We start from the raw sequence: 21,396 nt of genomic DNA, 5'->3' as shown, positions 1-21,396 counted from the left end.
GAGTGATAGATTGTGACAGATAAAGAAAAGCGTTTAGAGAGGCAATCGAGAATACGGAATTTCTCTATCATTGCCCATATTGACCACGGAAAATCGACCTTAGCGGATCGTATTTTAGAAAAAACGTCGGCAATCACTCAACGAGAAATGAAAGAACAATTGCTCGATTCTATGGATCTTGAACGTGAGCGGGGCATAACCATTAAATTAAACTCTGTTCAGCTTAAATATAAAGCAAAAGACGGAGAAGAATATATCTTTCATCTAATCGATACGCCGGGACACGTCGACTTCACGTATGAAGTATCCCGAAGCCTTGCTGCCTGCGAGGGAGCGATTCTTGTCGTGGATGCAGCCCAGGGGATTGAAGCGCAGACGCTCGCCAATGTCTACTTAGCGCTTGACAACGATCTTGAAATCCTTCCGGTCATCAATAAAATCGACCTTCCGAGCGCCGAGCCCGAACGTGTGCGCCAAGAGGTAGAAGACGTTATCGGCCTTGACGCATCAGAAGCCGTGCTTGCTTCAGCAAAAGCCGGTATCGGGATTGAGGAGATTTTAGAACAAATCGTAGAAAAGGTGCCAGCTCCGACCGGAGATCCGGAGGCGCCGCTCAAAGCGCTGATCTTCGACTCGCTTTATGACGCCTACCGCGGTGTCGTGGCTTATATCAGAGTCGTTGAAGGAACGGTAAAGCCGGGACAAAAAATCAAAATGATGGCAACCGGCAAAGAATTCGAAGTAACAGAGGTGGGCGTGTTCACGCCGAAAGCAACTCCGACAAATGAACTGACGGTCGGTGATGTAGGCTTCCTGACTGCCTCAATCAAAAATGTTGGTGACACACGTGTCGGTGATACAATAACGAGCGCTGCCAATCCTGCAGAAGAAGCGCTGCCGGGATACCGCAAGCTAAACCCGATGGTGTACTGTGGTTTGTATCCGATTGATACAGCGAAGTATAATGATTTAAGGGAAGCTCTTGAAAAGCTTGAGCTGAATGATTCCTCCCTTCAATATGAAGCGGAAACTTCGCAAGCGCTTGGATTCGGGTTCCGCTGCGGATTTTTAGGCATGCTTCACATGGAGATCATTCAGGAGCGAATTGAGCGTGAGTTCAACATCGACCTGATTACGACAGCGCCAAGCGTTATCTATGACGTGTATATGACAGACGGCGAAAAGGTCGTTGTCGACAACCCGTCCAACATGCCGGATCCTCAAAAGATCGAAAGGGTTGAGGAGCCATACGTAAAAGCGACGATGATGGTGCCGAATGACTATGTCGGCGCTGTAATGGAGCTTTGCCAAGGAAAACGCGGCAATTTCATTGATATGCAGTATTTAGACGCAAACCGTGTCAGCATCATTTATGATATGCCATTAGCGGAAATCGTATATGAGTTTTTTGATCAGCTGAAATCAAGCACTAAAGGCTATGCGTCCTTTGATTATGAACTGATCGGCTACAAACCGTCCAAGCTTGTGAAAATGGACATTATGCTGAATGGTGAAAAAATCGATGCCCTTTCCTTTATCGTGCATCGTGATTACGCATATGAACGCGGAAAAGTGATCGTTGAAAAACTGAAAGAACTCATTCCGCGCCAGCAGTTTGAAGTTCCGGTACAAGCCGCAATCGGCCAGAAAATCGTGGCCCGCTCCACCATAAAAGCAATGCGTAAAAACGTATTGGCTAAATGTTACGGAGGGGACATCTCGCGTAAACGGAAACTTCTTGAAAAACAAAAAGAAGGAAAGCGCCGTATGAAGCAGGTCGGCTCAGTTGAAGTGCCGCAAGAAGCATTTATGGCAGTTCTGAAAATGGACGACAGTCCGAAAAAACAATAGAAGCCGCCGCAGTCTTGTACTGCGGCTTCTTTCTGTAAAGAAGGTGAATCCGTTGAAATCAGCTTATATCCATATCCCATTTTGTGAGCATATTTGCCACTACTGCGATTTCAATAAATATTTTATTCAAAGTCAGCCAGTCGACGAGTATTTAAACGCACTCGAACAGGAAATGATAAATACAATAGCAAAAACTGGGCAGCCTGATCTTAAAACAATCTTTATCGGAGGAGGCACGCCGACCTCCCTGTCTGAGGAACAGCTTAAAAAGCTGATGGACATGATCAACCGCGTGCTGAAGCCCTCAAGCGAATTATCGGAATTTGCGGTTGAAGCGAATCCGGACGACTTGTCCGCAGAGAAATTAAAAATATTAAAAGAAGCAGGCGTAAATCGCCTCAGCTTTGGTGTGCAAACGTTCGAAGACGATCTGTTAGAAAAAATCGGCCGAGTGCACAAGCAAAAAGATGTATTCACCTCTTTTGAAAGAGCGCGGGAAATCGGTTTTGAGAATATCAGTCTTGATCTCATGTTCGGGCTTCCGGGGCAAACCCTCAAGCATCTGGAACATTCCATAAACACTGCTTTATCACTGGATGCCGAGCATTATTCCGTTTACTCCCTTATTGTAGAACCGAAAACGGTATTTTATAATTTGATGCAAAAAGGGCGGCTTCATCTTCCGCCGCAGGAGCAGGAAGCTGAAATGTATGAAATGGTGATGAGCCAGATGGAAGCTCACGGCATTCATCAATATGAAATCAGCAACTTTGCTAAGGCAGGCATGGAATCTAAGCACAATCTAACGTATTGGAGCAACGAACAATATTTCGGTTTCGGAGCCGGCGCTCACGGATATATCGGCGGCACACGAACAGTGAACGTCGGACCTGTTAAGCATTACATTGACCTGATAGCTGAAAAGGGTTTTCCGTACAGAGATACACATGAAGTAACAACAGAAGAACAGATTGAGGAAGAAATGTTTTTAGGTTTGAGAAAAACAGCCGGTGTCAGCAAAAAACGATTCGCAGAAAAATACGGCCGTTCCCTGGATGGACTTTTCCCAAGCGTGTTAAAAGACCTCGCTGAAAAAGGGCTGATTCACAATTCGGAGTCTGCCGTTTATTTGACTCATCAAGGGAAATTATTAGGCAATGAAGTTTTTGGCGCTTTTTTGGGTGAGTTATAATTGACATTTTTCTTGTGGTTTGATACTTTTGTTATAGAATTAGCACTCGCTTATTGAGAGTGCTAACAGAGGTGATGATGATGTTAACAAATCGTCAGCTGCTGATCCTTCAGGTTATAATCAACGATTTTATTAAATCGGCACAGCCGGTGGGATCAAGAACTCTTTCGAAAAAAGATGAAATCACATTTAGCTCTGCAACAATAAGAAACGAGATGGCTGACTTGGAGGAATTGGGCTTTATTGAAAAAACCCATTCATCCTCAGGACGTGTTCCGTCAGAAAAAGGGTATCGGTACTATGTTGACCATTTGCTGTCACCCGTCAAATTGACGAAAAGCGACCTGGACCAAATCCACTCGATCTTCAAAGAGAAAATTTTCGAGCTGGAGAAGACAGTTCAAAAATCAGCGCAAATTTTGTCCGATCTGACGAATTACACATCCATCGTACTCGGGCCGAAGTTGAGTGAGAATTACCTTAAACAGATTCAAATCATTCCGATTCAGCCTGATATGGCGGTAGCGATTCTCGTTACCAATACGGGGCATGTGGAAAACAAAACGATTAACTTTCCGACCAAAATGGATCTGTCTGATATTGAAAAACTGGTAAATATACTGAACGACCGTTTAAGCGGCGTTCCAATGGATGAACTGAATGAGCGCATATTTAAGGAAGTTGTCATGTACCTAAGACAGCACATTAAGAACTATGACAATATACTCGACGCGCTTCGTTCAACCTTTCATTCCACAAATCATGTTGAAAAGTTGTTTTTTGGCGGGAAAATCAATATGCTGAACCAGCCTGAGTTCCATGATATCACCCGAGTTCGGTCGCTCCTTTCATTAATTGAGAAGGAACAGGATGTTTTAAAGCTGGTTCAATCCCCGCACACGGGAATTTCGATTAAAATCGGAAAAGAAAACGACTATGAAGAGATGGAAAATTGCAGTCTGATAACGGCTTCTTATTCCGTAGACCAGAAGCAGATCGGCTCAATTGCGATCATCGGCCCGACCCGCATGAATTATTCCAGGGTTGTCAGCCTGCTTCAGCATGTGACTTCGGACTTGTCAAAAGCATTAACAAGTCTGTATGATGAATAAGGGAATTTTGGCAAATTTTATCGAAGGGCAGCATCTGTCCTTCTCCTTACACTTTGAGGGAGGTGAACACAATGTCAGAAGAAAAACAAACCGTTGAACAAAACGAAACAGAAGAGCAAGAAATCATTGAAGAACAAGCTGCCGCTGATGAACAGCAGGAAGAAACAAATGAAAGCGAACTTCTTCAAAACCAAATTAACGAATTGCAAGGTTTGCTTGAGGAAAAAGAAAACAAACTTTTGCGTGTTCAAGCAGACTTTGAAAACTATAAACGACGCAGCCGTTTAGAGATGGAAGCGTCCCAAAAATACCGTTCTCAAAATATCGTGACTGATTTACTGCCGGCTCTTGACAGCTTTGAACGAGCGCTTCAGGTTGAAGCCGACAATGAACAGACGAAAAGTTTGCTCCAGGGAATGGAAATGGTCCACCGTCAGCTCGTAGAAGCCTTGAAAAAAGAAGGCGTCGAAGCCATCGAAGCTGTAGGGCAGGAATTTGATCCTAATCTGCACCAAGCTGTTATGCAGGCTGAAGACGAAAACTACGGCTCCAACATTGTTGTTGAGGAAATGCAAAAAGGCTATAAGCTGAAGGATCGCGTCATTCGCCCTTCCATGGTCAAAGTGAATCAATAATTACATAGCAGGAGGTTATTCAAGTGAGTAAAGTTATCGGAATCGACTTAGGAACAACAAACTCATGTGTGGCAGTGCTTGAAGGCGGCGAGCCTAAAGTTATTGCTAACGCTGAAGGAAACCGCACAACGCCATCAGTTGTTGCATTTAAAAACGGCGAACGTCAAGTAGGGGAAGTGGCTAAACGCCAATCTATTACAAACCCTAACACAATTATGTCTATCAAACGTCATATGGGTACTGATTATAAAGTTGAAATTGAAGGAAAGGATTACACTCCACAAGAAGTGTCTGCTATCATCCTTCAACACCTTAAATCATACGCTGAAAGCTATCTTGGCGAAACAGTATCAAAAGCAGTTATCACAGTTCCTGCATACTTTAACGATGCTGAGCGTCAAGCAACAAAAGACGCTGGTAAAATTGCAGGTCTTGAAGTAGAACGTATCATCAACGAGCCGACTGCAGCAGCGCTTGCATACGGACTTGATAAAACAGATGAAGATCAAACGATCCTAGTATACGACCTTGGCGGCGGTACATTCGACGTTTCCATCCTTGAGCTTGGCGACGGTGTATTCGAAGTTCGTTCAACTGCCGGCGACAACCGTCTGGGTGGGGACGATTTTGACCAAGTTATCATCGATCATCTTGTGTCTGAATTCAAAAAAGAAAACGGCATTGATTTGTCAAAAGACAAAATGGCGCTTCAGCGTTTGAAAGACGCAGCTGAAAAAGCGAAAAAAGATCTTTCCGGCGTATCTTCTACGCAAATTTCTTTACCGTTTATCACAGCTGGAGAAGCAGGACCGCTTCACCTTGAACTTACATTAACTCGCGCTAAATTCGAAGAGCTTTCTTCTCATTTAGTAGAGCGCACAATGGGTCCTGTCCGTCAAGCGCTTCAAGATGCAGGACTTTCTGCAAGCGAAATCGACAAAGTCATCCTTGTCGGCGGATCAACTCGTATCCCTGCCGTACAAGAAGCAATCAAAAAAGAAACTGGAAAAGAAGCGCATAAAGGCGTAAACCCGGATGAAGTTGTAGCGCTTGGTGCTGCGATTCAGGGCGGCGTTATCACAGGTGACGTAAAAGATGTTGTTCTTCTTGACGTTACACCGCTTTCTCTCGGTATCGAAACAATGGGCGGCGTGTTTACAAAACTGATCGACCGCAACACGACGATCCCAACAAGCAAATCTCAAGTGTTCTCAACTGCTGCTGATAACCAAACAGCTGTTGATATCCATGTTCTTCAAGGTGAGCGCCCAATGTCTGCCGACAACAAAACACTCGGCCGCTTCCAGCTTACTGATATCCCGCCAGCACCGCGCGGCGTGCCTCAAATCGAAGTTTCTTTCGATATTGACAAAAACGGTATCGTAAACGTAAGAGCAAAAGACTTAGGCACAGGAAAAGAACAAAACATTACAATTAAATCTTCTTCAGGTCTTTCTGATGAAGAGATCGAACGTATGGTAAAAGAAGCGGAAGAAAATGCTGACGCTGATGCGAAGAAAAAAGAAGAAATCGAAGTCCGCAACGAAGCAGATCAGCTTGTTTTCCAAACTGAGAAAACATTAAAAGATCTTGAAGGCAAAGTGGACGAAGAACAAGTGAAAAAAGCCAACGATGCCAAAGATGCTTTAAAAGCAGCGATTGAGAAAAACGAATTTGAAGAGATCAAAGCGAAAAAAGATGAGCTTCAAACAATCGTTCAAGAGCTTTCTATGAAGCTTTATGAAGAAGCTGCTAAAGCACAGCAAGCTCAAGGCGGAGCAAACGCTGAAGGCAAAGCGGATGACAACGTTGTCGACGCTGAATACGAAGAAGTAAACGACGACCAAAACAAAAAATAAGTTCTTTTTAGTGTCAGCCCCGCTTCCGGAGCTGACCGAAAAGAACACATTTCATAATCTGATTCAATGATTAGAAAGTCAAAGTCAGGCATCTCTTGGCTTTGACTTTTTTTCTTGCCCGGGATAAAAGGAATTGAAAAATCATAATTCAAAATGATACAATCTAATTTATGTGAGAAATTCGGGAGAGTGAAGCGAGATGAGTAAGCGTGATTACTATGAAGTGCTGGGAGTAAGTAAGAGCGCTTCAAAGGATGAAATTAAAAAAGCTTATCGGAAGCTGTCAAAAAAATATCATCCTGATATTAACAAAGAAGCCGGATCAGATGAAAAATTTAAAGAGGTAAAAGAAGCATACGAAACGCTGTCAGATGACCAAAAACGTGCGCATTACGATCAATTTGGTCACACTGATCCTAACCAAGGCTTCGGCGGCGGAGGTTTTGGCGGCGGCGATTTCGGCGGTTTTGGTTTCGATGATATTTTCTCAAGTATATTCGGCGGAGGCACAAGACGAAGAGATCCCAACGCTCCGCGCCAGGGTGCTGATTTACAGTATACGATGACCCTGTCGTTTGAGGATGCGGCTTTCGGTAAAGAAACAACCATCGAAATTCCCCGCGAGGAAACGTGCGAAACATGTAAAGGCTCAGGTGCGAAACCTGGAACAAATCCAGAAACATGCTCCCACTGCGGAGGCTCCGGCCAGTTAAACGTGGAGCAAAATACACCGTTTGGAAAAGTCGTTAACAGACGGGTCTGCCACCACTGTGAAGGTACAGGCAAAATCATTAAAAACAAATGTGCGGACTGCGGCGGCAAAGGAAAAATCAAAAAACGCAAGAAAATTAATGTGACAATTCCAGCCGGTGTAGATGACGGGCAGCAGCTTCGTCTCTCGGGACAGGGTGAACCAGGAATAAACGGCGGCCCTGCCGGGGATTTATTTGTCGTGTTCCATGTACGCGCACACGAGTTCTTCGAGCGTGACGGCGATGATATTTACTGTGAAATGCCGTTAACGTTTGCTCAGGCTGCTCTTGGAGATGAGGTAGAAGTGCCGACGCTGCATGGAAAAGTGAAATTGAAAATTCCGGCCGGTACACAAACAGGAACGAAATTCAGATTAAGAGGCAAAGGCGTTCAAAATGTCAGAGGCTATGGACAGGGTGACCAGCATATCGTCGTCCGCGTCGTTACGCCGACAAATCTGACTGATAAACAAAAAGACATTATCCGCGAATTTGCCGAAGTCAGCGGAAACCTGCCTGACGAACAGGAAATGAGTTTCTTTGACAAGGTAAAACGCGCGTTTAAAGGCGATTAATTATTGGATGAGGAGTTGGTAGTTTTGAAATGGTCCGAATTAAGCATTCACACAACACATGAAGCGGTCGAACCTATCTCAAATATATTGCATGAAGCTGGTGCAAGTGGGGTTGTGATAGAGGACCCGCTTGATTTAATTAAAGAACGTGAGAATGTGTACGGGGAAATCTACCAGCTCGACCCCAATGATTACCCAGATGAGGGTGTCATTGTCAAAGCATATCTGCCGGTTAACAGTTTTCTGGGCGAAACTGTAGACGGCATTAAAGAAACGATTAATAATCTCCTTCTTTACAATATTGATTTGGGCAGAAACCACATCACTATTTCTGAAGTAAATGAAGAAGAGTGGGCGACTGCCTGGAAAAAATATTATCATCCTGTGAAAATTTCTGAAAAGTTTACAATTGTGCCGACGTGGGAGGAATATACGCCGGTCCATACTGATGAACTGATTATTGAAATGGACCCGGGAATGGCTTTCGGCACAGGGACACATCCCACAACCGTACTCTGCATTCAGGCGCTTGAACGCTTTGTGCAAAAGGGTGATAAGGTGATTGATGTCGGCACTGGTTCGGGAATTTTAAGTATTGCGGCTGCAATGCTTGAGGCTGAATCGGTTCATGCCTACGATCTTGATCCCGTGGCTGTAGAAAGTGCACGCCTTAATCTCAAGCTGAACAAAGTCAGCGATATTGCTCAAGTGAAGCAAAACAATTTGTTAGACGGGATTGAAGGGGAACATGATGTGATTGTGGCCAACATTTTGGCTGAAGTCATTCTTCGCTTTACTTCACAAGCGTACAGCCTGTTAAAAGAAGGCGGCCACTTTATTACGTCAGGAATCATCGGTCATAAAAAACAAGAAGTAAAAGAAGCACTGGAACAAGCTGGCTTTACCATTGTAGAAATCCTTTCAATGGAAGATTGGGTCAGCATTATTGCGAAAAAATAACAGTTAGTAGGTGTCACAGCGTATGCAACGATATTTTATCGAGCTCACGAAGCAGCAAATAGAGGAAGCGCCGGCTTTTTCGATTACCGGCGAAGATGTTCATCATATTGTGAACGTGATGAGAATGAATGAGGGAGATCAGATTATCTGCTGCTCTCAAGACGGCTTCGAGGCAAAATGTGAACTTCAATCTGTTTCCAAAGATAAAGTGTCCTGCCTTGTGATAGAATGGACGAATGAAAACAGAGAGCTTCCGATAAAGGTCTATATTGCGAGCGGCCTTCCGAAAGGAGATAAGCTTGAATGGATTATCCAAAAGGGGACTGAGCTCGGAGCTCATGCCTTTATTCCTTTCCAAGCCGCGCGTTCTGTTGTCAAGCTGGATGACAAAAAGGCAAAGAAAAAGCGGGAAAGATGGACGAAAATTGCGAAGGAAGCGGCTGAACAATCGTACCGTAACGAAGTGCCGCGAGTGATGGATGTCCATTCTTTTCAGCAGCTTCTTCAAAGGATGCAGGATTTCGATAAATGTGTCGTTGCATACGAGGAGTCATCGAAGCAAGGGGAAATAAGCGCATTCAGCGCGATTGTAAGCAGCCTTCCGAAAGGATCATCTCTATTGATCGTATTTGGTCCCGAAGGCGGTTTAACAGAAGCGGAGGTTGAACGGCTCACAGAGCAAGACGGTGTGCCGTGCGGCCTTGGACCGAGAATTTTAAGGACAGAAACCGCTCCGCTATACGCGTTGAGTGCGATTTCTTATCAAACAGAGTTATTAAGAGGTGATCAGTAATGGCAACTGTTGCTTTCCATACGCTTGGCTGTAAAGTCAACCATTATGAAACAGAAGCAATCTGGCAGCTTTTCAAAGAAGCGGGCTATGAAAGAAGAGACTTTGAACAAACAGCTGATGTATATGTCATTAATACATGTACGGTTACAAATACGGGAGATAAAAAAAGCCGCCAAGTGATCAGACGCGCCATTCGTCAAAATCCTGACGGTGTCATCTGTGTCACAGGCTGCTACGCGCAAACCTCACCTGCTGAGATTATGGCGATCCCCGGTGTCGACATTGTAGTCGGAACACAGGACCGTGAAAAAATGCTTGGCTACATTGACCAATACCGAGAAGAACGCCAGCCGATTAATGGCGTCAGCAACATCATGAAAGCAAGAGTCTATGAAGAGCTAGATGTGCCTGCTTTCACGGACCGGACAAGAGCGTCATTGAAAATACAGGAGGGCTGCAATAATTTCTGCACATTCTGTATCATTCCGTGGGCGCGCGGCCTGCTCCGCTCCCGCGACCCTGAAGAAGTCATTAAACAAGCGCAGCAGCTTGTTGATGCCGGATATAAGGAAATTGTTCTTACGGGTATTCATACAGGCGGCTACGGCGAAGATATGAAAGATTACAACTTCGCGAAGCTTTTGAGCGAATTAGACACCCGTGTGGAAGGCGTGAAACGGATCAGAATTTCTTCAATCGAAGCCAGCCAAATCACTGACGAAGTGATCGAGGTCTTAGACCGCTCAGATAAGATAGTGAATCATCTGCATATTCCTATCCAATCCGGATCAAACACAGTGCTTAAACGGATGAGACGCAAATATACAATGGAATTCTTTGCAGACCGTTTAAATAAATTGAAAAAAGCACTGCCAGGCTTAGCTGTTACTTCTGATGTCATCGTCGGGTTCCCTGGAGAAACAGAAGAAGAATTTATGGAAACCTATAACTTTATTAAAGAACATAAATTCTCTGAGCTGCATGTTTTCCCTTACAGTAAACGTACAGGAACACCAGCTGCACGAATGGAAGACCAAGTGGATGAAAACGTGAAAAACGAACGTGTGCATCGCCTGATTGCTCTTTCTGACCAGCTTGCAAAAGAATACGCTTCTCAGTATGAAAATGAAGTGCTTGAGATTATCCCTGAGGAAGCGTTTAAGGAAACAGAAGAAGAAAATATGTTTGTTGGTTACACAGACAATTATATGAAGGTTGTTTTCAAAGGTACGGAAGATATGATCGGCAAAATCGTAAAAGTCAAAATCCTAAAAGCAGGTTATCCTTACAACGACGGACAGTTTGTCCGTGTGGTTGAGGATGAAATAACTGAACACATGCGTTTGTCTTCTTAACCTAAAAAATCGGTGCATTAAAATGTACCGGTTTTTTATTTAGCCGGGATAAGAAGGTGAATCAATCGGTAAAACAAGTTTGTTAGCGGAAGAAATAAAAGAGCTGTTACTACATTAAATAAAAGACTGAAATGAGCAATCCTTTGGGCGGGATCGGGTGATAACTGCTCTACAAAGCCGGTCGCTGCGGTCAGAAAAGGCAATACTAGAGCCACCCCTAGCACGTTAAATACCACATGCGCATACGCTGTCTGTTTCGCCGCATATCCCCCGGATACAGCAGCCATGACAGCTGTAATGCATGTCCCGATATTTGATCCGAGTACGACGCTCATCGCCTGTGTCAGTCCGATAATCCCTTCATTCATAAAACTCATCAAAATGCCGATACAGACAGAACTGGAGTGAATGATGGCAGTTAACACCATCCCGATGAGCAAAGCGGACCAGTTTGAATCGTTAACATGGTATAGAACGTCGGCTCCCGTTTTCAGCTTTGTCAGCGGCCCGGCAAGATGGCTGAATCCGCTGATGCAAAAGAAGATGATGCCCAGTCCAAGGAAGCTTGTTCCCAGCTGTTTCAAAGGATACCTGCCAGTCAGAAAAAACAATAAACCTCCTATTAAAAGAACCCAGATCAAAATATCCATTTTGATAGCAATAAATTCAGTTGTAAAAGTAGAGCCAACATTCGTCCCCAGAATCATTGGTATCGTCCGCTTAAAAGAAAGAACGCCCGCACTTACAAAGCCGATGACAATGACCATAAAAGCTGAACTGCTCTGAAGTATTCCCGTAAATACAATGCTGATAAGAAACGCTTTTAACGGATGGTCCGTAAATAAAAGCAAACGTTCTTCAATTTTTGAGTACGCCATAGAAATTAAGCCTTTTCGAAGCATGTTCATGCCTGCGAGAAAGAATAATATAAGAGCAGTAAAGCTAATCAGAATTAACATCCTATTCACCAACCCCTTTCTATCATTATATAGACAGGCAGTCGCACTCATGACGGAAAAGTGAACTCACTTAGTTGACCTGACTGATGGCTTATATTATAATGTCAAAGTACATGTTTATATGTGTAACTTAAAGGTAGTCGATTGGTGTATTCGGAGGGAGGGAAAGAGAATGTCAAAAACGGTCGTTAGAAAAAACGAATCGCTTGAAGATGCTCTTCGTCGCTTCAAACGCAGTGTATCAAAGACAGGTACTTTGCAAGAAGCAAGAAAGCGTGAATTTTATGAAAAACCTAGCGTAAAGCGCAAGAAAAAGTCTGAAGCTGCTAGAAAACGCAAATTCTAAAAGAGGGTGGATTTATGAGTCTTCTTGAGCGTCTCAACCAGGATATGAAGCTGTATATGAAAAACCGTGAGAAAGACAAACTGACTGTCGTTCGAATGGTTAAGGCTTCACTTCAAAATGAAGCAATTAAGCTTAAGAAAGACAGTTTGACCGAGGATGAGGAACTCACTGTCCTTTCTCGTGAACTTAAGCAACGTAAAGACTCCCTCCAGGAATTTTCAAACGCTAATCGTTTAGATTTAGTAGATAAAGTTCAAAAAGAGCTGGACATTTTAGAAGTTTATTTACCTGAGCAGCTGTCAGAAGAAGAGCTGCGTACAATCGTAAATGAAACCATCGCGGAGGTCGGTGCGAGCTCAAAAGCGGACATGGGCAAAGTGATGGGGGCAATTATGCCTAAAGTAAAAGGTAAAGCTGACGGAAGTTTAATTAATAAGCTTGTGAGCAGTCAACTGTCTTAAATGGCAAAGAAAAGGACATCTTTCTAAGAGAGATGTCTTTTTTTATACATAAAAAAATGAAACCTTTGATACATTTGTTACGTATGAAGAGAAGGCACTTATTATAAAAGGAAGGAGGGATACACCGCCCTTGCTTCAAATCAAAGGATTCCGTGCTGCTCTTTTGAGTATATTTTTGCTTTCTTTATTAGGCGTACAACTGAACGCAAAAGCAGAAAAACAAACTGTTTATGTGATTCCGGTTGAAAAAAATGTCGAACAGGGTCTTGCTTCGTTTTTGTCCCGTTCGTTACAAGACGCAAAGGATGCACATGCAGACCATATTATTCTTGATATCAATACCCCGGGGGGATTGGTCAAATCTGCTATTGATATGGCCGATTTGATAACGGAAAGCGAGATCCCCGTAACTGCATATGTCAACAAACGCGCGTTGTCTGCTGGTGCATATATTGCACTTCAAGCAGGTCACATTTATATGGCGCCTGGCGGAAAAATGGGAGCCGCCGCGATTGTTGATGGCCAAGGCAATGCCGCTGACCAAAAAGCTCAATCACTTTGGCTGGCAGAGATGGAAGATGCCGCAGTGAAAAATAACCGCGATCCAAAATATGCGCTCGCAATGGCTGACCCAGATATAGATGCCAAGGAAGTCGGCGCGCCTAAGGGAGATCTGCTGACACTTAACGCAGACAAGGCAATTGAGGTAGGCTATTCAGAAGGCACTGCTGACAATTTGTCCACGCTCGTAAAGAAGCTTGGGTTCGAAAAAGCGCAGATCAGCTACGCAAAGGAGAGCTTTGCGGAAAAGACGGCAAGGTGGCTGACGAATCCGGTCATTGTCCCTATTCTGCTGACAATCGCTTTTTTAGGTCTGACGGTGGAGCTTTTTTCACCGGGTGTCGGCCTCCCTGGAACGGCTGGACTCATTGCGTTATTGCTGTTCTTTTACGGGCATCTTGCAGCCGGCCTTGCCGGGTATGAGACGGTTCTCCTCTTTATAGCAGGGGTGATCCTCATCCTGCTTGAGATTTTTCTTCCCGGAGGAATCATTGGATTACTGGGCTTGGGAGCGATTATTGCGAGCCTGTTTTTAGCCGCGGGGAGCTTCACTGTAATGGCGGTTTCTCTCTTGATCGCCTCAGCTGTTTCGATTACAGCTTTTATTTTACTGACAAGGGTGTTGGGAAAGCGTATGAAATTCTTTAAGAAATTGATATTAAATGATTCTACAAACACGGAGAGCGGCTACGTTTCAAATCAAACGCGCACGGACTTAATGGGAAAAGTGGGTATAACCTTTACACCGCTGCGTCCTTCCGGTACCGTGATTATTGATGATGAACGCCTTGACGTTGTTTCGGAGGGATCGTTTACAGAAAAAGATAAAAAAGTAAAAGTGATTAAAGTAGAAGGCTCACGCATTGTCGTGAGAGAAATTTAAATAGAAACGAGGAGAAGTTATATGGATCCGTCAACACTTATGATTCTGGCAATTGTCGCAGTAGCGATCATTGTTTTGGCAGTATTTTTTACATTTGTGCCTGTAATGCTTTGGATTTCAGCTTTGGCAGCCGGAGTGAAAATCAGCATTTTCACTCTAGTTGGGATGAGGCTTCGCCGTGTCATTCCGAATCGGGTTGTTAACCCGCTGATTAAAGCCCATAAAGCGGGACTTAATGTTGGAACAAACCAGCTTGAAAGCCACTACCTGGCTGGAGGTAATGTTGACAGAGTCGTCAACGCGCTTATCGCCGCTCAGCGAGCTAACATTGAACTCACATTCGAGCGCTGTGCTGCCATTGATCTTGCAGGCCGGGACGTGTTGGAAGCTGTTCAAATGAGCGTTAATCCTAAGGTGATTGAAACACCGTTCATAGCCGGTGTCGCAATGGACGGGATTGAAGTCAAAGCGAAAGCGAGAATCACAGTAAGAGCGAATATCGAGCGCCTCGTTGGGGGAGCAGGGGAAGAAACCATTGTAGCTCGTGTAGGTGAGGGGATCGTTTCTACAATCGGTTCATCTGATAATCATAAAAAAGTGCTTGAAAACCCTGACATGATTTCTCAGACAGTCCTTGGAAAAGGATTGGACTCAGGAACTGCGTTTGAAATTCTCTCAATTGATATTGCAGATGTAGATATCGGCAAAAACATCGGTGCAATTTTACAAACCGATCAGGCTGAGGCTGATAAAAACATCGCGCAGGCAAAAGCGGAAGAACGACGTGCGATGGCTGTCGCTCAAGAACAGGAAATGCGTGCCCGCGTAGAAGAAATGCGCGCGAAAGTAGTAGAAGCCGAGGCGGAAGTGCCGCTTGCGATGGCAGAAGCTTTGCGTGAAGGGAATATTGGCGTCATGGATTACATGAATATCAAGAACATCGATGCTGACACAGAAATGCGTGATTCATTCGGCAAGCTGACGAAAGACCCTTCGGATGAAGACCGCAAATCATAATCTCTCTAAGAAGGGAGAACGCTGATGGAAGATTTACTGACCAATCCGCTTATTATTGCAGCGATCATCGGAATCATTTCTGCGATTTTCGGCAAAAAGAGCAAAGAAGAAAAGCAAAACAGCCAAAAAAGAAAAAAACCTCAACACGTGCAATCTGCTTCTCCTCAAAAGAAGCAGTCAAAAGAAGATGCCCCTGCACCTATCCCTAACCGTATGGAACAGGCAAGACGGGAAGCGGAAGAAAGACGCAGGGAAACAGCAAGAAACCTGAAAGGGCTGGAACGAGATCTTGCTGCTGCGAAACAAAAAACAGTATACACAAAACAAAAAATGCTTCAGGTGAATAAAGACACCGTCGTACAGGGGATCGTTCTAGGAGAGGTGTTCGGACCTCCACGGGCGAAAAAACCACACCGTACGATGCGCCCGGCCCGTAAAAATTAAAGTGTTAGAACCTCCTTTCAAATCATACATATGAGATGAAAGGGGGTTCTTTTTGTATGGGGCAAAGAAAGAATCGTATGAAAGCTTGGCTGACAAGAGCATTGGAAATTCCCCCGGACGTTATGATGGATCTGCCGAGGATTACAATGGTTGGCAGACTTCATATCTACATAGAAAACCACAGAGGCCTTTTGCTTTTCAGTGAGAATGAAGTGCGGCTGATGCTGAAGCAGGGCCAGTGCATCATATCTGGTAAAAATTTTGTCATCAAGGCGATTCTTCCGGAAGAGATACTTTTGGAGGGTACGATTGATGTCGTTCGATATGTTGAGTCATAAAGCCGAGGGGGAAATGTTGTGAAAAATAAATGGCTGTCTTTTTTTTCGGGTAAGGTCCAGCTTGAATTGACGGGAAGAGGGATTGAGCGGCTCCTTAATGAATGCACAAGACAGGGGATTCCGGTCTTTCATGTCAAAAAAAAGAAAGAAGCCGTATCGTTATATATACAGCTTCAGGATGTACATGCCTTTCGGCGGGTTAGAAGTAAATTTAAATGTAAAGCCCGATTTATCAATCGGAAGGGATTTCCCTTCCTGTTGCTGAAATCAAAGCTGAATATAGGGTTTACGATCGGTTTTGCGATTTTTTTCATCCTTTTGTTTTTGCTGTCCAATATGGTGTGGAAAATTGATGTGACAGGCGCTAAGCCTGAAACAGAACATCAAATGAGGCAGCATCTTAATGAAATCGGCGTCAAAAAGGGCCGTCTGCAGTTTTTAATGATGTCGCCCGAAAAAATACAGAAATCATTAACCAATGGAATAGACAATATCACTTGGGTCGGAGTTGATCTGAAGGGGACGACCATTCACATGAAAGTTGTGGAGAAAAATGAGCCCGAAAAAGAAAAATATGTTAGCCCGCGCAATATTGTCGCCAAAAAGAAAGCAACCATTACGAGAATGTTTGTGCAAAAAGGACAGCCCATGGCCGCCATACACGATCACGTTGAAAAGGGGCAGCTGCTTGTTTCGGGACTGATCGGCAGCGAAGACCATCAGCAGGAAGTCGCCTCAAAAGCAGAAATTTACGGAGAAACCTGGTATAGATCAGAAGTGACAGTCCCGCTTGAAACATTATTTAACGTCTATACGGGCAAAGTAAGGACAAAGCACAAGCTTTCTTTTGGTTCTTTGGCAATCCCGATCTGGGGGATGACTTTTAAAAAAGAGGAATTGAAGCATCCAAAAACAGAACAAGAAAAACATTCGCTTCATTTTCTCGGATTTAAGCTCCCTGTATCTTATGTCAAAGAGCAAACGAGAGAAAGTGAAGAGGCTTTGCGAAAATATACAAAAGAAGAAGCAGTTCAAGAAGGCATTAAATTGGGTAAACAGGATGTAGAGGATAAAATAGGCGAAAACGGCGAGGTGAAAAGTGAAAAAGTTTTGCACCAGACTGTTGAGAATGGTAAAGTAAAGTTGATTATTCTCTACCAAGTTATAGAAGATATCGTTCAAACCACACCTATTGTCAGGGAGACTGAAGAATGACAGAACATTTACTTGCGATGAATCAAAAACTGAAAAACCCGGACGAGGCGCTTTCACTCTTCGGGAACCAAGATTCTTTTTTGAAATTGATGGAGAAAGATCTGAATGTAAATATCATTACGCGCGGCGAGACGATTTATGTTTCAGGCGATGATGAATCGTTTCAGATTGCAGACAGGCTGCTGGGATCGCTCCTCGCTTTAATTCGCAAGGGGATAGAGATCTCTGAACGTGATGTGATTTACGCCATCAAAATGGCAAAGAAGAATGAACTTGAATACTTTGAAAGCATGTATGAAGAAGAAATTACAAAAAACGCAAAAGGCAAATCAATCCGTGTAAAAACAATGGGACAGCGGGAATACGTGGCCGCTATGAAGCGGAATGACCTTGTATTCGGCATTGGTCCGGCGGGAACCGGGAAAACGTACCTGGCTGTCGTAAAAGCAGTCCATGCTTTAAAAAATGGACATATCAAAAAAATCATTTTAACAAGACCTGCCGTGGAAGCTGGTGAAAGCCTTGGTTTTCTCCCAGGTGACCTAAAAGAAAAAGTAGATCCTTATTTGCGCCCGCTGTATGACGCTCTCCATGATGTGCTTGGGGCAGATCATACAGAACGTTTGATGGAAAGAGGCATCATTGAAATTGCTCCGCTCGCATATATGAGGGGACGGACGCTCGATGATGCTTATGTTATACTTGATGAAGCACAGAATACCACGCCTGCTCAAATGAAAATGTTTTTGACGAGACTGGGTTTTGGCTCTAAAATGATCATTACAGGTGACGTTAGCCAAATTGATCTGCCGAAAGGCGTCAAATCGGGACTTGCAGTAGCGAAGGAGATGCTGAAAGGAATAGACGGCATTTCTATGATTGAGCTAGACCAGACAGACGTGGTCAGACATCCGCTTGTTGCGAAAATTATTGAAGCATACGATAAGCAAAATTAATGCTGAATGACCCGATCGCGCGTTATCGGGTCATTTTTATGATTGCTTATGGGCTTGATGTTTCAAGAGGAGGTTCTTGTGTTGAAAAAGAAGGCTAAGACCAAAAGCAGCTCAAAAAAATGGAGCAGTTTTAAAAATGCCCGCTCCATGCATGTACTGCTGTATCTTCTGCTGGCTGCCATTATGTTTGCTTTGCTCTTTGTACATGTTAAGCCGGAAACACTTGATTTAGACCTGTTTTCAGTCAGCGACAAGACCATTTACGCTCCGGCAACCGTAGAAGATCAAAAAGCCACAGAGGAAAAAAAGCAAGCCGCTGAGGACGCGGTTGAAGATCAATATACATTAAAAAAAGAATACACAGATAATCGGATAGACCTAGTGTCATCAATATTCGACAGTATTAGTGAAGTGAAAAAATCATCGGAAGAAGGCAGCAAATCACCATCGGAAAAATCAATGGTCAAATCCGTAAAGGATAAATTGACGTCAGATGTGAATGATTCCATATCCGAGGATTCCATCAAGACATTGCTGAAAGCAGACAGTGAAGACTTTTCTTTTGTCAGAGATACGGTCATTACCGCGGTAAATACGGTTATGAGCAGTGAAATCCCTTCGGATAAACTATCTGATGCAAAGGATAAAGTAGAAAAAGAGCTAAAGAGCAATTCTATTCCGTCTAAATACTTGGGAGCCGCGACAGAAATCGGGCGTTTTGCTATTATTCCGAATTACGTCTTCGATCCGAAAGCAACAGAGGCAAAACGGCAGGAAGCCTCAGATAATGTCCAGCAGGTTCAAATCAAACAGGGGCAAGTGCTCGTGGAAGAAAATGACCTCATTGATCGGGAAGTGTACAGGAAACTTGAGCTGACCGGGTTATTAAATAACTCAAATCTCTTTAAACCGATCAGCGGGCTATTGATTATGATCGGACTTTTCATTGCAACACTTGTATATTATTTTGAAAAACAGAAACAAAATCTGAAGTTTAAAAACCAATCCATTCTGTTATTCTCCATAATCACAACACTTTTGCTTGTGATCATGGAGGTTGTCAGTTTGTTTCAGAAGATGGAGTATAATAATATCGGCTATCTGGTCCCCATTGCGGCCGGCGCCATCTTAATCAAACTGCTGATGAATGAACGCATTGCCATTTTGGGAAGTATCATTCTTGCGATTTGCGGAAGTATGATGTTTAATCAGGGTGTGACAGGAACATTCAATTATGTCATAGGGATTTATTATTTGATCAGCGGCATTTCAGGTGTATTATTTTTAGGAAAACACAATGCAAGATCAAAGATTTTGCAGACCGGACTTTTCGTGGCGTTTATTAATATGGTTGTCGTTCTATCCTTATTATTGATCCAGAACACTGCGCTGTCGGGTCTTGAAATCGGCACTTTAATGCTCATGGGGGTTGTGTCGGGGTTTGCTTCATCTGTATTGATCATCGGCCTGATGCCGTTTTTTGAGACGGGCTTTGGCATTTTATCCACCATGAGGCTGCTCGAGCTGTCTAATCCTAACCATCCGCTATTGCGCAAAATACTGACAGAAACACCAGGTACATATCATCACAGTGTAATGGTTGCCAATTTATCAGAGGCAGCCTGTGAAGCGGTTGGGGCTAATGGTTTGCTTGCAAGAGTCGGCGCATATTATCACGATCTCGGAAAAACAAAGCGCCCGCAATATTTTATTGAAAACCAAATGAATATTGACAATCCGCATGACAAGCTGTCACCTCAGTTAAGTAAAAATATTATTATCTCGCATACGACAGACGGTGCGAATATGCTGAGAAGCTATAAATTTCCGAAAGAGCTTGTCGATATTGCTGAGCAGCATCATGGAACCTCGCTTTTAAAGTTTTTTTACTATAAAGCGAAGGAAAAAGGCGACCAGATTACAGAGGAAGAGTTCCGTTATCCGGGGCCGAAGCCGCAGTCAAAGGAAGCCGCAATTATATCAGTGGCCGACAGTGTTGAAGCGGCCGTCAGATCCATGCACAATCCAAATCCTGAACGAATTGAAAAGCTTGTCCGGGGTATTATATCCGATAAGCTTCAGGACGGACAGTTCAGTGAATGCGATTTGACATTTAAAGAGCTGGATACAATCGCAAAAACGCTCTGTGCAACATTAAAAGGAATTTTCCACTCCCGGATTGAATATCCGGAGGCTACTAAGAAGGTGAAATAGATGAGTTTACTGATTGATATCGTTGATGAAACGGGAAGCGTCTCAGAAGAGATGCTCAAAGAAGTAGAAAATCTGCTTCAATTTTCCGCTGAGCGTGAAGGCGTTCAGGATCAGGCTGAAGTTTCTGTCACGATTGTTTCCAATGATGACATACATCAGATTAACAAAGAATACCGGGGAAAGGATGCTCCGACAGATGTCATCTCATTTGCTCTTGAAGAAGAGGGAGAAGGCGAGATCGAAATCGTGGGCGCCGAAATGCCTCCGGTTTTAGGTGATATTATCATCAGTGCCGATCGCACAAGAGAGCAGGCAGAGGAGTATAATCATTCTTTTAAAAGAGAGCTCGGATTTCTAGCTGTACACGGATTTCTGCACCTTTTAGGATATGACCATATGACGAAAGAGGAAGAAGAGGAGATGTTTACTAAGCAAAAGGAATTGCTGGACGCTTATGGACTCAAAAGATCATAGAAATGAGCTGAATCGATTCTTCAAAAGCTTCGTGCATGCAGGCCGGGGCATATGGGAAACAGCGCGGACGGAGCGGAATTTCCAATTTCATGCCGCAGCCGCCTGCGCTGTTCTCATTTGCGGCTTCCTTGTAGAGCTCAGCATGATTGAGTGGATGATTATATTCCTTTTGATAGGCGGTATGTTTTCGCTTGAACTTTTAAATACAGCCATTGAACATACGGTTGATTTAATAACTGACAAACATCACCCTCTTGCTAAAGCGGCCAAGGACGCTGCCGCCGGGGCTGTTTGCGTTTTTGCCGTGATTTCGTGTATCATTGGTTTACTTATTTTTTTGCCAAAGCTGTAATGGCTGAAAATTCTTACATTTATTTTACATTTTTAGAAATGGGCGTGAAAAAAAGCGCGCGATTATGTAAAATATAAAGTGATAGCGGTACC

21 protein-coding genes are annotated in these 21,396 nt (G+C 43.8%); 20 read left to right on the top strand and 1 reads right to left on the bottom strand.

The annotated features are described in order from the left end of the window. The first annotated feature begins 12 nt into the window (after nucleotides 1–12). The 9 genes from lepA (at nucleotide 13) to mtaB (ending at nucleotide 11,084) form a co-directional block, all read left to right on the top strand. On the top strand, nucleotides 13–1,851 hold the full coding sequence (gene lepA / locus NSQ83_RS12915; protein ID WP_003229999.1) for a translation elongation factor 4: 1,839 nt from the start codon (nucleotides 13–15) through the stop codon (nucleotides 1,849–1,851). Between the two features lie 52 nt (nucleotides 1,852–1,903). Next, a complete protein-coding gene (gene hemW, locus NSQ83_RS12910; protein ID WP_029317890.1) occupies nucleotides 1,904–3,043 on the top strand; it encodes a radical SAM family heme chaperone HemW in 1,140 nt (379 codons plus the stop codon). Nucleotides 3,044–3,123: 80 nt separating this feature from the next. Continuing rightward, the gene (gene hrcA / locus NSQ83_RS12905) at nucleotides 3,124–4,155 is read left to right on the top strand and encodes a heat-inducible transcriptional repressor HrcA (protein WP_003246126.1); all 1,032 of its coding nucleotides are present in this window, start codon (nucleotides 3,124–3,126) and stop codon (nucleotides 4,153–4,155) included. 71 nt (nucleotides 4,156–4,226) lie between these two features. Further along, nucleotides 4,227–4,790, top strand: a complete 564-nt coding sequence (gene grpE, locus NSQ83_RS12900) for a nucleotide exchange factor GrpE (RefSeq protein WP_003230005.1) — start codon at nucleotides 4,227–4,229, stop codon at nucleotides 4,788–4,790. Nucleotides 4,791–4,813: 23 nt separating this feature from the next. Then, on the top strand, nucleotides 4,814–6,649 hold the full coding sequence (gene dnaK, locus NSQ83_RS12895) for a molecular chaperone DnaK (protein ID WP_004398786.1): 1,836 nt from the start codon (nucleotides 4,814–4,816) through the stop codon (nucleotides 6,647–6,649). Nucleotides 6,650–6,848: 199 nt separating this feature from the next. Beyond that, nucleotides 6,849–7,976: a molecular chaperone DnaJ gene (gene dnaJ / locus NSQ83_RS12890; RefSeq protein ID WP_003230010.1), complete on the top strand. Its 1,128-nt coding sequence runs from the start codon at nucleotides 6,849–6,851 to the stop codon at nucleotides 7,974–7,976. Nucleotides 7,977–8,000: 24 nt separating this feature from the next. Further along, the gene (prmA, locus tag NSQ83_RS12885) at nucleotides 8,001–8,936 is read left to right on the top strand and encodes a 50S ribosomal protein L11 methyltransferase (RefSeq protein WP_004398884.1); all 936 of its coding nucleotides are present in this window, start codon (nucleotides 8,001–8,003) and stop codon (nucleotides 8,934–8,936) included. Nucleotides 8,937–8,958: 22 nt separating this feature from the next. After that, the gene (locus tag NSQ83_RS12880) at nucleotides 8,959–9,729 is read left to right on the top strand and encodes a 16S rRNA (uracil(1498)-N(3))-methyltransferase (RefSeq protein WP_015251679.1); all 771 of its coding nucleotides are present in this window, start codon (nucleotides 8,959–8,961) and stop codon (nucleotides 9,727–9,729) included. Then, on the top strand, nucleotides 9,729–11,084 hold the full coding sequence (gene mtaB, locus NSQ83_RS12875) for a tRNA (N(6)-L-threonylcarbamoyladenosine(37)-C(2))-methylthiotransferase MtaB (protein ID WP_198878619.1): 1,356 nt from the start codon (nucleotides 9,729–9,731) through the stop codon (nucleotides 11,082–11,084). The genes NSQ83_RS12880 and mtaB overlap by 1 nt, the downstream gene beginning before the upstream one ends. A 35-nt stretch (nucleotides 11,085–11,119) precedes the next feature. On the opposite strand, the gene NSQ83_RS12870 is transcribed toward mtaB, so the two are convergent. Then, nucleotides 11,120–12,043 carry a Na/Pi symporter gene (locus NSQ83_RS12870; RefSeq protein ID WP_015714282.1) on the bottom strand — a complete coding sequence of 308 codons (924 nt, stop codon included), beginning with the start codon at nucleotides 12,041–12,043 and terminating at the stop codon, nucleotides 11,120–11,122. Between the two features lie 172 nt (nucleotides 12,044–12,215). Here NSQ83_RS12870 and rpsU point away from each other — a divergent pair, with 172 nt between their 5' ends. From rpsU to NSQ83_RS12815, 11 genes are all read left to right on the top strand, one after another. Continuing rightward, nucleotides 12,216–12,389, top strand: a complete 174-nt coding sequence (gene rpsU, locus NSQ83_RS12865) for a 30S ribosomal protein S21 (protein ID WP_003152957.1) — start codon at nucleotides 12,216–12,218, stop codon at nucleotides 12,387–12,389. A gap of 14 nt (nucleotides 12,390–12,403) precedes the next feature. Then, nucleotides 12,404–12,850, top strand: coding sequence for a GatB/YqeY domain-containing protein (locus tag NSQ83_RS12860; RefSeq protein WP_003230022.1), 447 nt, complete (start codon nucleotides 12,404–12,406; stop codon nucleotides 12,848–12,850). A gap of 130 nt (nucleotides 12,851–12,980) precedes the next feature. Beyond that, nucleotides 12,981–14,294, top strand: a complete 1,314-nt coding sequence (locus tag NSQ83_RS12855) for a nodulation protein NfeD (protein ID WP_198878620.1) — start codon at nucleotides 12,981–12,983, stop codon at nucleotides 14,292–14,294. 21 nt (nucleotides 14,295–14,315) lie between these two features. Next, nucleotides 14,316–15,311: a flotillin-like protein FloA gene (gene floA, locus NSQ83_RS12850; protein WP_003230026.1), complete on the top strand. Its 996-nt coding sequence runs from the start codon at nucleotides 14,316–14,318 to the stop codon at nucleotides 15,309–15,311. Nucleotides 15,312–15,335: 24 nt separating this feature from the next. Then, entirely contained in the window at nucleotides 15,336–15,755 is a 420-nt protein-coding gene (locus NSQ83_RS12845) for a hypothetical protein (RefSeq protein WP_003230029.1), read from the top strand. Nucleotides 15,756–15,811: 56 nt separating this feature from the next. Beyond that, on the top strand, nucleotides 15,812–16,093 hold the full coding sequence (gene yqfC / locus NSQ83_RS12840; protein ID WP_003226191.1) for a sporulation protein YqfC: 282 nt from the start codon (nucleotides 15,812–15,814) through the stop codon (nucleotides 16,091–16,093). An 18-nt stretch (nucleotides 16,094–16,111) separates the two neighbouring features. Beyond that, complete coding sequence (gene yqfD / locus NSQ83_RS12835; RefSeq protein ID WP_003230033.1) at nucleotides 16,112–17,308, top strand: sporulation protein YqfD; 1,197 nt, start codon at nucleotides 16,112–16,114, stop codon at nucleotides 17,306–17,308. Then, nucleotides 17,305–18,264: a PhoH family protein gene (locus NSQ83_RS12830; protein WP_014477373.1), complete on the top strand. Its 960-nt coding sequence runs from the start codon at nucleotides 17,305–17,307 to the stop codon at nucleotides 18,262–18,264. Before yqfD ends, NSQ83_RS12830 begins: the two co-directional genes overlap by 4 nt. Nucleotides 18,265–18,342: 78 nt before the next feature. After that, nucleotides 18,343–20,478 carry a cyclic-di-AMP phosphodiesterase PgpH gene (gene pgpH, locus NSQ83_RS12825; RefSeq protein WP_010886570.1) on the top strand — a complete coding sequence of 712 codons (2,136 nt, stop codon included), beginning with the start codon at nucleotides 18,343–18,345 and terminating at the stop codon, nucleotides 20,476–20,478. After that, on the top strand, nucleotides 20,479–20,952 hold the full coding sequence (gene ybeY / locus NSQ83_RS12820) for an rRNA maturation RNase YbeY (protein ID WP_128993163.1): 474 nt from the start codon (nucleotides 20,479–20,481) through the stop codon (nucleotides 20,950–20,952). Next, nucleotides 20,933–21,304 carry a diacylglycerol kinase family protein gene (locus NSQ83_RS12815; RefSeq protein ID WP_080529555.1) on the top strand — a complete coding sequence of 124 codons (372 nt, stop codon included), beginning with the start codon at nucleotides 20,933–20,935 and terminating at the stop codon, nucleotides 21,302–21,304. Before ybeY ends, NSQ83_RS12815 begins: the two co-directional genes overlap by 20 nt. Nucleotides 21,305–21,396 lie beyond the last annotated feature (92 nt).

Origin of the sequence: Bacillus sp. PS217, assembly GCF_037963535.1 — a bacterium.
Lineage (GTDB): Bacteria > Bacillota > Bacilli > Bacillales > Bacillaceae > Bacillus > Bacillus subtilis.
The sequence above is the reverse complement of the archived record's forward strand: the minus strand, read 5'-3'. Positions and strand labels throughout refer to the sequence as shown.